This is a genomic window from Peptacetobacter sp. AB800 (genome assembly GCF_047807365.1).
Taxonomy (GTDB): Bacteria; Bacillota; Clostridia; order Peptostreptococcales; family Peptostreptococcaceae; genus Peptacetobacter.
The window spans coordinates 43,925-55,926 of sequence record NZ_JBLOUI010000005.1 but is presented as its reverse complement, the minus strand read 5'-3'; the positions used below and the strand labels follow the sequence as shown (position 1 = coordinate 55,926).

Here is a 12,002-nt window from a genome sequence, read left to right as displayed (position 1 = left end):
ATCCAATTTTAAATTTATGATATAAAATAATTGAAATAAAATATAAACTTAAATCGAGTTTTTAATTATTATACTTGATATAAGTTTTTAATTAGGAGGAAATTATGTTAAGAGTAATATCTACAGGATACGACGGAAAAATGGGAAGAATAGTTGCTGAAACAGTAAGAGCAGATGAAAACTGCGAACTTGCTTTTGTTCAGGCTTACGATAAAAGTAAATGTGTACAGGACATAACAATATACGAAAAATTAGCTGATTGCGATGAAAAAGGTGATGTTATCATAGACTTCTCTAACCACGCAAACTTAGACAATGTACTTGGATACGCTTTAAGAACTAAAACTCCAATAGTTATAGCAACTACTGGTTTTAACGATGAAGAAATAGAAAGAATACACAAAGCTGCTGAAGAAATACCTGTATTCTTCTCATACAATATGTCACTTGGTGTAAATATAATGGTTAAATTAGTTAAAGAAGCTGCAAAACTTCTTAATGGATTTGATATAGAAATAGTTGAAAAACACCACAACAGAAAAGTAGATGCTCCAAGTGGTACAGCTATAATGATAGCAAATGGTGTTAAAGAAGTTCTTCCAGAGTCTAATGTTGTTAACGGAAGATCTGGTAGAAGTTGCAAAAGACAGCCTGGCGATATAGGTATAAGTGCTGTTAGAGGTGGAACAATAGTTGGTGAACACGACGCTTTATTCTGTGGAGATAGTGAAGTTGTAACTATAAGTCATCAGGCTCAGTCAAGACAGATATTTGCCAATGGTGCATTAGCTGCAGCTAAATTTATAGCTGATAAAGAATCTGGATTCTACAACATGGACGATATGTTAAAATAGTTTTTAATATTTTGGGGATTATATGTTAGTATATGTTTCAAATGGGGAATAAAGTTATTAGTTAAAGTTATTAAACTAAATTTTTTTAAAGGGGTGTTGCCTAATGGTAAATTTAAACGATGCTTATGAAATAGCAAGATATATAAAGGAAGTTGAGAAAAAGACTCCTGTTAAAGTTTATGTAAATACTGATCCATACAACTTTGAGTCTACTGATGAATACAAAGTTTTTGGAACAGATTCTTTTCATATATTTATCGGGGACTACGATGCTATAATGGCTGCTCTTAATCAGAGAGAGGACTGTATAAGAGATATTCATGTAGAATACGATAGAAGAAATTCTGCTATTCCTCTAAAAAATACTCTTCACGAGTCAGCAAGAATAGAACCAGGCTCAATTATCAGAGATATGGTTACTATTGAAAAGAATGCAGTAGTTATGATGGGTGCTGTTGTTAATATAGGTGCTGTTATCGGTGAAGGAACAATGGTAGATATGAATGCAGTTGTCGGCGCTAGAGGTACTCTTGGAAAAAATGTTCATCTAGGTGCAGGTGCTGTTGTCGCTGGTGTTCTTGAGCCACCTTCAGCAGATCCAGTTATAGTTGAGGACAATGTTATGATAGGTGCTAATGCAGTTATTCTTGAAGGTGTGAGAATAGGAGAAGGTGCTGTTGTTGCAGCAGGTTCTGTTGTCACTAAAGACGTTCCTGCAGGCGCTGTTGTTGCTGGGTCTCCAGCTAAAGTAGTGAAGATGAAAGATGAAAAAACTACTGAAAAAACAAAACTTATGGATGATTTAAGACAGTTGTAATACTAGGAAATAGAAAAATAGGATAAGGATTACCACTTGCTCCAAGGTCGGACGCGTGTTGCAGTTATTTGCTTTTGTGCTAGTAAAATACGCGTCCTCCATTGTCGCTGCGTCGGTAATTCCTTATCCTATTTTTATTTCCATTATTATTCTATCCTGTCTTTGCATAAGGTTCTTTCTGAAACAGATTGTGATTTTGTTTGGTGGGTTTTTCACTGAGTCTTATTTATTTTTTAGTATTTTTTATTTTATCTTAAGAATTTTTTTATTTTTCAGTTCTAATATATAGTTATGATTTATATTTTAGAGGAGTTGGTTTTATGAAAAAGTTTTTAGATAGTTTTGTTAAGTCTTTTGGATTTTTTATCTGTTGGGCTGTTTTAGTTGGTTTTGTTTCTATTCCATCCAACAATCCTGTTTTATGGCGTTTTTATGCAGAGTTAATCCCTCTGTTATCAGTTATTTTAATGTCAGTTGTTTTTTACTTTATAGAAAGAAAAAATATAACTATTGTTCCTGTGCAACGTCCTTTTAAAAGTATTATTTTGGGAATTTTGGCAGGTAGTTTGTGGCTTAGTGTAGTTGTTTTAACTCTATATGCTACAAATACTATTTCCTTTTTAAGCAAAAATTCAATAAGTTATTTATCTATTTGGGCTATTTCATGCTTTTTAAACGTTATTATGCAAGAATTGTTGGTTAGAGGATATATTTATCAATTATTAAAAAGAAATTATAGTATATTCGTCTCTACAATAGTGACTACTGCTCTCTTCTTATTCTGTCATGGTGGAGCTATTGAAGCAGGAATTATACCTATTTTAAATATTATAACAATGAGCATTTTTATGACTTTAGTCTTAGAATACACTCAAAGTATTATCTCTCCAATAATCATTCATTTTGTTTGGAATTTTGTAGGTGGAATAATTTTAGGTGGGGTTTCATTAGCTGATGACTATCCTTCTATATTTAGACTTGCATACCATGGAAACGAACTTTTAACTGGTGGAGTTTGTAAAATCGAAGGTAGTATAGTCGTTTTAATTGTAAATATAACTTTTATTGTTTTATTCTATTATTTATTGAAAAAATCTATCTTAAAAAATAAATATTAATTTTTACCCCTACTATATTTCTCTTTAAAATGTTAAAATTAAGTCATGGAAATTAATTTTTCTGAATTTTTAATTTTGGGGGTAATAAGTATGTTAAGAGTTATTATATGCGGCTATAGTGGCGGCGTTGGTAAGATTTTAAGAGAGTGTGTTGCTAAGGACAGCGAGTGTGAGTTAGTGGCTGGTGTTAGCCGTTCTCTTGAGACAGGTACTTGCGGCGGAAATGTTAAGTTATTCAAGAGTTTTGATGATTGCGATGTTGAAGCTGATGCGATAATAGACTTCTCTCATCCTGATAATCTTGACTCTATGTTAAAGTACGTTCTAAAAACTAAAACTCCTGTTGTTATCGCTACAACTGGATTTACTGCAGAACAGGATGCAGCTATTGAGGACGTTTCTAAGGAAGTTCCTGTGCTTCTTTCTCACAATACTTCAGTTGGTGTAAATGTTCTTATCGAGCTAGTTAAACAGGCTGCTAAGCTTCTTGATTTTGATATAGAAATAGTTGAAAAACATCACAATAGAAAAGAAGATGCTCCAAGTGGTACATCTAAGATGCTTATCTCTGCAATACAGGAAGTTCTTCCTGATGTTAAAGGTGTATTTGGCAGATCTGGCAGAAGTTGTAAAAGACAGCCAGGAGATATTGGAGTTAGTTCTGTAAGAGGTGGAAATATAGTTTCTGACCACGATGTGCTATTCTGCGGTGATAGTGAAGTTGTAACACTTGCCCATCATGCACAATCTAATGCAATATTTGCTGAAGGTGCAATATTCGCAGCTAAAAAGATACTAGACAAAGAAAATGGATTATATGATATGAAGGATATATTATAAATTTTTGTAAAAAACAAAGGTTATTCAAGTTATAAATTTGAATAACCTTTATTTTTTATCTATATTCATTTAATTTTTATTTTTCTATATTTTACAAGTTTTCTGAAAAGTGGTAATATTTAATTATATTAAGCAAACGTTTCTTTTTACTTAAAATATTGTTTTAGAATGGAGTGTGTATTATGGAGAAAATTTTAAAAATTGCTAATTCGCCTACTGTATGGGTACTATGTTCTATAGTAGTGTCAATTTCATTGATTCAAGCAGCTCTTTTCATGCGTATGGCAAAGAAAACTGCTAAAGAAATCGAATTACCTAGCGAAGTAACTAGTAAAGCTTTTCGTATAGGTCTGATTTCTGCTATAGGACCTGCTATGGGTGTATTTATAGTAATGGTTGGTTTAATGCCTTCTATCGGTGGACCTATGGCATGGAGTAGACTTTCCATAATAGGTGCGGCTGCAACAGAACTTACAGCTGCGAATTTAGGTGCACAGGCTGCCGGTGTTGAATTAGGTGGGGAAGGATTCACACTTACTGTTATGGCTGTATGTTGGTTTGTTATGGCTTTAAATGGTTGTGGTTGGCTTGTTGTTTCTGGAGTATTTACACCTGGATTAGAAAAATTACGTGATAAAATGAGTGGCGGAGATGCTGCTTGGTTAGCAGTATTATCTGGAGCTTGTTCACTTGGTGTATTTGCTTATCTTAATGTAAATGAAATTGTAAAAGGTGTCGGAAATGCTATAGCATCCGTTACTGGAGCCATAAGTATGGTACTTCTCATCAAGTTTGTCGTTCCTAAGTTTCCAAAACTTATGGAGTACAGTCTTGGTATAGCTATGGTTATAGGTATTTGTTGTTCATTACTTTATGATGTCTTTTTCATTTAAGGAGGTTTAAATATGGATTACATGAATCAATGGAAAAAAAATAGTATTCGTTTAGGTGCTCCTACGAATCTTTTAGCCGCTGCTGCATCTTTTTTACCAGTTATTTGGCTTTGTAGTAAATATAATTGTTGGCCAGATGTAGGTACAGTTCTTACTGGTTGGGGATTAGTTGCCGTTTCATTTGGTGCATTATATATAGTAGAGCCTGTTTCTTATTATGCTGCGTTAGGTATGACAGGTACATATTTAGGATTTTTATCAGGAAATATAGGTAATATGCGTTTACCAGTTGCTGCATTAGCTTTAGATGCAACTGAAAGTGAACCAGGAACTTTAAAAGCTGAAATTGTTTCTACATTAGCTATTTGTGGTTCTATATTTACAAATTTATTCTTCACTATTTTAGCAGCATTAGTTGGTACAGCAGTCGTTGCTCTTTTACCAGAACTAGTTGTCAATGCATTGACTAAATATGCTAGTGCCGCAATATTCGGTGCTACTTTTGGTAACTTTACTATTAAGTATCCTCAGGCAGCTGCTTTTGCACTTATAGGATCTGTAGCTATTAAATTAGTTTTAAATCCACCTGCTTGGGTTCTTATTCTATTTGCTGTATTTGGTACTTTATTATTCTCTCGTATACTTTATAGTTCAAAGAATAAAAAAGCAAATGCATAATTTAAAAAAATAATTTTATTTTATATAAAAACAACATATATTAGGAGGATTTGTTATTATGTGGGAAAAATGTAAAAATATTCAAGATTATATAGTTTCTTTACGCCGTGATCTTCATCAGATTCCTGAGATAGGAAAGAATCTTCCAGATACACAGGCATACATTGCAAAAGAATTAGATTCACTTGGTATTTCTTATAAGAAAAATCATGGTGATAGTGGTATCATAGGTGAAATAAAAGGCGGTAAATCTGGAAAAACAATCCTTTTACGTGCTGATATAGACGCACTTCCAATTCAGGAAAACACAGGACTTCCATACTGTTCTAAAAATGAAGGTTGTATGCATGCATGTGGACATGATGCACATACTGCTATGCTATTAGGTGCTCTTCGTGTTCTTCAGGAAAATCGTGAAGAATTAAACGGAAATGTAAGATTTGTATTCCAGACATCTGAAGAACAAATCAAAGGTGCTCCTATTTCTATTGCTGAAGGTGCAGTTGACGGTGTTGATGCTGTCTTCGGAACTCATATAGGTTCTATACTAGATCCTAAGATTCCTTCAGGTAAATTAATCGTCGTTCCTGGATGTTGTATGGCATCTGTTGACAGATTTGTACTTAATATTAAAGGTGTTGGTTGCCATGGTTCTACTCCAGAAAAAGGTATCGACCCTATTACTATAGCTTCAAATATTGTTATATCTCTACAGACAGTAATTGCTCGTGAAATTTCAGCTTTACAGGCTGGTGTATTAACTTTAGGAAAAATAGCTGGTGGTTGCTCATACAATGCTATTCCAAATGAAGTTGTTATAGAAGGTACTGTACGTACTCTTGATCCGAATGTGCGTCAGTATATTGCTAAACGTATAGAAGAAATTTCTACAAGTGTAGCCAATACATTCCGCGGAAGTTGCGATGTTGAAATTGATTGGGGTGCACCTCCAGTAATAAATAATTCTGATATGGCTGAATTTGCTGCTAATACAGCAAAAAGAATTTTCGGAGAAGATGAAGTTATAACTAGCATGCCTGCACCAAATATGGGTGGTGAAGATTTCGCTTACTACTTAGAAAAAGTTCCTGGTGCATTCATGTTCTTAAGTTCTGCAAATCCAGAAAAACATACAGACATTCCACATCATAACCCTAAATTTGACATCGATGAAGATGTTCTTTATAAAGGTAGTGAAATATTTGTAGCTCTTGCAGAAGAGTTTTTATAAAATAAGTTTGGAGGAATTAGATGAATAATCCAACTACTATTGTTCTGGTATATGCATTAGGTATATTTGTTTTAATGTATCTATTTATAGTAGTTCCAGGCAAAAAGAAAAATAAGAAAATGCGTATGATGCATGACTCTATAAAAGTCGGCGATGAAATAATAACAATTGGAGGTATTATCGGCGTTGTTTTAGAAAGAAATGACGATGAAATACTCCTTAAAATTGACGAACATGCAAATATGAGAATTTTAGTTTATGCTGTTCAATCTATTCGTAAAGAAAGTTAATAAAACTTATTTATGACAATTTAGTTTTTTCAACCCAAACAAATATATAGCCCCTGTCATTATGACAGGGGCTTTTATTTATTATCTATCTTCGTCTGTTACATTGAATATGTATGGTACGTTTCTGAAGTAGTCTCCACAGTCAAATCCGTATCCAACAACGAATTTGTCCTCTACTTCATATCCACAGTAGTCTGGCACTAGGTCAACTTTTCTTCTTGAAGGTTTGTCTAGTAAAACGCAGCTTTTTATGCTCGCAGGATTTTTAGCTTTTAAATGTTTAAGCACAAAATCCATAGTCACTGCACTGTCAGTTATATCATCAACTACAAGCACATCGTATCCTTCTAAATCTACAGTTACATCTGAAGATACTTTAACTGTTCCGCTAGTTTCTTCTGAGTTTCCGTAGCTAGATGTTGTCATAAAGTTTACTCTAAGTGGTAAATCTATGCATCTAACTAAGTCTGCGCAGAATATAAAGCTTCCTCTAAGTAGTGCAACTACCATTAATTTTTTATCTTTATAGTCTTCTGTTATCTGTGCTCCAAGTTCTTTTACTCTTTTTGCAATGTCCTCTTCTGTGTACATTGTTTCCCATTTCTTTTTAGTTATGTCCATTTTCTGGCCTCCGATTTTTTTATTATACAGATTATTTTATACGAATTATTGAGTATTTTCAATAGTTTAATAGAAAAATGCTATCTATAATAACTTAGATAAATCTACTTATTTAATTTTTTTCCTTAATTTCACAAATATTCTCTAGTTAATAATATTTTAAAGTTAAAAATCTTTCAAAAGGTATCTCTATTTTTTTAATGTGGTATAATATAAAAAGAGATAAGAATAACTTTTAAAAGATAACTTGGTTATTTTTCTTTTTTTAAACTAAGTTTTAAAGCAATAGTAAAACCACCACTACGTCCAATAGTCTGGTGGTTTTTTACTTTTTTGTCATACACCTCACCACGCAAAATAATCCTCTAAATAATTCTTACAAATATAATTCCAAAAGCATCCAGTATCGATTTTCGATTGCTATTTTTACCAAAAGTGTGCGATAGAAAACAACCTCACTCGACAATACGAAGGCAGCACTGCAGTATTTCATCTCTGATGAGATACCCCTGTGATGACTGAGTCTGGAGAGAAGGTTGTTTCTATCGCACACCTCACCAAATAAAAATACCGCATCGAAAATCGATACGGCATTTTTGAAAAATTATATTTTAAGATTATTTAAAGGCTTATTTATTCATTTCATTCATAACATCAAGTATTACGTTGTCAGTTACAGACATTCCTTCATCTCCAACGCATCCTAATGCTCTAACACTTTCATCAACAGATCTACCAACTATACCATTAAGTCCTGGAACTATACATCCTCTCTTAGCAAGTATAGCGTTCTGAACTGCTGCAGAAGATGCAGTAGCTAATTTACAAGCACATCCTGGTTTTGCACCGTCACATATCATACCACTTAAGTTAGCTATCATATTTTCCATAGCTCCTTCTATCTGAGACTGTTCAGCGTCCATTAACCAAGAAAGACCTGCTGTACATCCTATTGCAGCTGCAACACCACATCCACACATTGGAGATAATCTACCTGTGAAGTTTTTGATGTATGCAGTTATTAAATGAGATATTGCTAAAGCTCTAGCAACTCTTTCATCGCTCTGAGGATTTCTTTCGTTGTATGCAGCTATTGGAAGTATTGCTGTTAAACCGTGGTTACCACTTCCGTTTGAACTCATAACTGGCATCTTAACACCTGACATTCTCGCATCTGAAGCTGCTGAAGTTAACATCATTGCGTAGTTTACAAGGTCATCTCCTAATTCTCCAGCTTTTATAGCTTCCTTAATTCCGAAACCTGTACCAACACCAGTTTTTTCTCTTAAACCAACTTCTGCCATAGCTCTGTTCATTGTTATACCATCAAGAAGGAATTTTATATCTTCAAAGTCCATTTTTTCTACATTATCAACTATTTCAGCAACTGTAGCATTGTCCATTAAAGTTTCTTTTCTTTCTTCTTTTGTATTTTCTGTTGCACTTACTTCTTTTGGTTCATTATCTAATATAACTTCTCCATCTTTTGCAAGATATGTAAAGTTATCGTGTCTTCCTCTTATCTTAACTAATACTTCATGATTAGCACCTTTTAACATAACTTCTAAGTATATCTTATCAGCTGAATCTGTTGGCTCTACTGATATAGTATGTTCTTCTAAGTATTTTTCTGATTCTCTAACTTCTTCTTCAGTTAAACCTTCAAGAACGCTTAATCCGTCTGCAGATTTTCCACCAACTATACCCATGCAAGCAGCAACTTTTAGTCCTAATATCTTACTTCCTGGTATACCAACACCCATTCCGTTTTTGAATATGTTATTACTTACTAACATCTTGTTATCTACAACTTCTTCACCTAAAAGTTCCTTAGCTTTTGCACAAGCTAATGCTAAAGCAACTGGTTCTGTACAACCAACTGCTGGCTTAACTTCATTTCTTAACATTTCAACTAATTCATTTCTTATATCTCTCATCTTACACCCTCCATATAATCTAATATCTCTCGTATTTCAATAGCAAATTTCTAAATAGTTCTAAATAAATTTCTGTTCATACATTGGGATTATCTGATAACCCTTTCCACGCCATATATAATAAGCATATCTCGTGCCAAACTTCTAAAATTATTTTCATAAAACCTTATATTTGGCTATATAACTAGCTTTAAGCCTATTATTTTTTTATATTATCATCTCAAAAATATCTATTATCAACTTTTCAAAAAATATTTTTTTCTCATTTTAGGCATAAAAAAATCTCATTTTGAGAAATAATCTCAAAATGAGAATACACACAACTATAATAACTATACACACACTCCTACAAAACACTCTCCTACTAACCTAAAAACAAACTTATCCAACCTCATCTCATTCCCAGAGGCAAATTCTTTATATCAAAAATTGAAAACTTATAGAATTACCGTAGAAAAAGGGTTCATTATAATTAGCTCTCTCAATAAATTCGAAAACTTTCCTCTTTTTCTGCTCTCACGTAAGCAAGATTATTATCTAAAATTGAAAAAGTATAATATCACAGTATAGAGATGATGACGTATAATAAGCTCACTCGACAATACGAAGTCATCACTGCGGTATTTCATCTCTGATGAGATACCCCTGTGATGACTGAATCTGGAGAGTAGCTTATTATACGAATCATCTCTTACTTGATATTATATTTTTCAATTTTACGATATAATGTTGCCCTCGATATTCCTAATGCTTTTGCCGCCAATTCTTTGTCTTTTTTATATACTCCATATCTTTTCAACGCCTTCTGTATTTCTCTCTTTTCAAGATCCTCCAACGTCTCTATAGCAGAAATCTCATCTTCCTCAAACTTCTCCTCATACTCCAGAATAGACTTTGGAAGAACATCGACTGTAATCTCGCTCCCCTGAGCCATATTTACACTATACTCAATACTATTTTGAAGCTCTCTAACATTTCCTGGCCACCCGTATTTTTGCATCCTATCCAACGCAACCTCGTCAATTCCCTCGACATTTTTCTCAAGCTTCACAGAATACTCTCTAATCATATAATCTATCAAAAGCGGTATATCTCCCTTTCTCTGAGAAAGACTAGGTAGCTTTATAGGGATAACATTCAACCTATAGTATAAATCTTCCCTAAAAGTCCCTTCTTTAACCATACTCTCAAGCTCCTTATTAGTAGCTGCAATTATCCTAACATCTATCTCGATATTAGACTTCGCACCAATTTTATTCACTTCTTTCTCCTGAAGCACTCTAAGAAGCTTTGACTGAAGATGCAAGCTCATATCTCCAATCTCATCTAAAAACAAGCTTCCCTTGTGGGCAATTTCAAACATACCAAGCTTTCCACCTTTTCTAGCACCAGTAAACGCACCTTCTTCGTATCCAAATAGCTCACTTTCTAGCAAATTATCTGGAATAGCTGCACAGTTTACTGCGATAAATGGATGTTCAGCTCTCTTACTATGGTTGTGTATCGCCCTGGCAAACAGCTCCTTACCTGTCCCACTCTCACCAGTTATAAGCACAGTAGACACAGACTGAGCTGCCATAATCGTCTCTTTCTTGACCTTTTTAATAGCTTCACTTTCACCTATTATATTATCGATCATTATACTTCTATCTTTATTCATCTTGTTGTAGTTTTTAATAGCTTCTTTTTTATCGGTAAAGTCTATAACATACCCCTTAATCTCGCCATTAAGCTCAATCCTACTCATATTATAAATACCTTTGATAGACTTTCCTCCACCCTTGTAGTTAAAGCTCGCACTAAAAGAGTGACCTTTTCTATATTTATCTGGAATTTTGATAAATTTAAAAATATCAAAAATAATTTTCCCTGTAATATCGTCCTTGATATTGAACATCTTCTTAAACTTCAGATTGTATTTATCAATTCTGCCGTCGACATCTATAGACACAACAGCCTTGTCCATACCGTCTACCAAAGTCTCAAGCTTCTTCTTTTCAATATCGAGTTCGTAAGATTTTATAGCTGCTTTTAATTTCCCAGACAATAAATCTGCCATTCTAGTGAGGAAATTTACCATTCCATTGCTGTTAGTTTCAATTATCTTTCTCTGCTCCTCAGAGAACGCTATAAGCCCTATCACACCATAAGATTTTCCATCGCACACTATAGGACAACATATTTCCCCGAATTCATTACAATTTCCCGCTCTACAACACTCCTTGCAAATAGGGCTAACTTTTGGATTATCTATAACTATAACCTCGCTGTCCTGTAGCGACTTCTTAAACGCATATCCGTCTATTTTCTCGCCAATCTTGCTTATATATTTCCCAGTACCCGCAATTCTGATAAGATTTTCGTCTACTATTGTTACATCTATTTTTAATACAGTTTCTATTGCATCTGCTATATTTTGTATATCGTTTTTTATATAACCTAGCTCAATCTTCATAACAATTACCTATCCTTTCTAAAATTGTGAGTCGTACATTCAAACATCTTCATATCTATTCTTTTAAAATCTAAATGAGTCAAACTTTTTTTCCTTTTCTGTTATTTCTTCTAATTCCTTGTTCTTCATCATTCTCTTTATATCCTTCAATTCCACGTAAATTTTGTTCAATGTAAACTGAATTGACACAAGAACCATAAACAGAAGAACAACAAATACTATCTCGTAGTTTATCAAAAAATCATCTCCCTATTCTAAAATAGGTCTG

12 protein-coding genes are annotated in these 12,002 nt (G+C 33.6%); 8 read left to right on the top strand and 4 right to left on the bottom strand.

What is annotated here, in order from left to right; genetic code table 11:
• Positions 1–104: 104 nt before the first annotated feature.
• From dapB (ACK2WN_RS03440) to yajC, 8 genes are all read left to right on the top strand, one after another.
• The gene (dapB, locus tag ACK2WN_RS03440; protein WP_300531345.1) at positions 105–854 is read left to right on the top strand and encodes a 4-hydroxy-tetrahydrodipicolinate reductase; all 750 of its coding nucleotides are present in this window, start codon (positions 105–107) and stop codon (positions 852–854) included.
• Positions 855–957: 103 nt separating this feature from the next.
• Complete coding sequence (gene dapD / locus ACK2WN_RS03435) at positions 958–1,671, top strand: 2,3,4,5-tetrahydropyridine-2,6-dicarboxylate N-acetyltransferase (protein WP_300531343.1); 714 nt, start codon at positions 958–960, stop codon at positions 1,669–1,671.
• Positions 1,672–1,991: 320 nt separating this feature from the next.
• The gene (locus ACK2WN_RS03430) at positions 1,992–2,789 is read left to right on the top strand and encodes a lysostaphin resistance A-like protein (RefSeq protein ID WP_416154850.1); all 798 of its coding nucleotides are present in this window, start codon (positions 1,992–1,994) and stop codon (positions 2,787–2,789) included.
• Positions 2,790–2,879: 90 nt separating this feature from the next.
• Positions 2,880–3,629: a 4-hydroxy-tetrahydrodipicolinate reductase gene (gene dapB / locus ACK2WN_RS03425; RefSeq protein WP_416154849.1), complete on the top strand. Its 750-nt coding sequence runs from the start codon at positions 2,880–2,882 to the stop codon at positions 3,627–3,629.
• A 182-nt stretch (positions 3,630–3,811) separates the two neighbouring features.
• The gene (locus ACK2WN_RS03420) at positions 3,812–4,522 is read left to right on the top strand and encodes a DUF5058 family protein (RefSeq protein ID WP_416154848.1); all 711 of its coding nucleotides are present in this window, start codon (positions 3,812–3,814) and stop codon (positions 4,520–4,522) included.
• A 12-nt stretch (positions 4,523–4,534) separates the two neighbouring features.
• Positions 4,535–5,200 (top strand): hypothetical protein, encoded by a 666-nt coding sequence (locus tag ACK2WN_RS03415; protein WP_329999841.1) that lies wholly within the window; start codon positions 4,535–4,537, stop codon positions 5,198–5,200.
• A gap of 58 nt (positions 5,201–5,258) precedes the next feature.
• On the top strand, positions 5,259–6,431 hold the full coding sequence (locus ACK2WN_RS03410; RefSeq protein WP_416154847.1) for a M20 metallopeptidase family protein: 1,173 nt from the start codon (positions 5,259–5,261) through the stop codon (positions 6,429–6,431).
• A gap of 20 nt (positions 6,432–6,451) precedes the next feature.
• Entirely contained in the window at positions 6,452–6,721 is a 270-nt protein-coding gene (gene yajC, locus ACK2WN_RS03405; protein ID WP_329999837.1) for a preprotein translocase subunit YajC, read from the top strand.
• Positions 6,722–6,802: 81 nt separating this feature from the next.
• Here yajC and hpt read toward each other — a convergent pair whose 3' ends face one another.
• From hpt to ACK2WN_RS03385, 4 genes are all read right to left on the bottom strand, one after another.
• Positions 6,803–7,342: a hypoxanthine phosphoribosyltransferase gene (gene hpt, locus ACK2WN_RS03400; RefSeq protein ID WP_416154846.1), complete on the bottom strand. Its 540-nt coding sequence runs from the start codon at positions 7,340–7,342 to the stop codon at positions 6,803–6,805.
• A gap of 629 nt (positions 7,343–7,971) precedes the next feature.
• A complete protein-coding gene (locus ACK2WN_RS03395; protein ID WP_300529658.1) occupies positions 7,972–9,279 on the bottom strand; it encodes a serine dehydratase subunit alpha family protein in 1,308 nt (435 codons plus the stop codon).
• 691 nt (positions 9,280–9,970) lie between these two features.
• On the bottom strand, positions 9,971–11,734 hold the full coding sequence (locus tag ACK2WN_RS03390) for a sigma 54-interacting transcriptional regulator (protein ID WP_416154845.1): 1,764 nt from the start codon (positions 11,732–11,734) through the stop codon (positions 9,971–9,973).
• A gap of 63 nt (positions 11,735–11,797) precedes the next feature.
• On the bottom strand, positions 11,798–11,971 hold the full coding sequence (locus tag ACK2WN_RS03385) for a hypothetical protein (RefSeq protein ID WP_158573265.1): 174 nt from the start codon (positions 11,969–11,971) through the stop codon (positions 11,798–11,800).
• Positions 11,972–12,002: the final 31 nt, after the last annotated feature.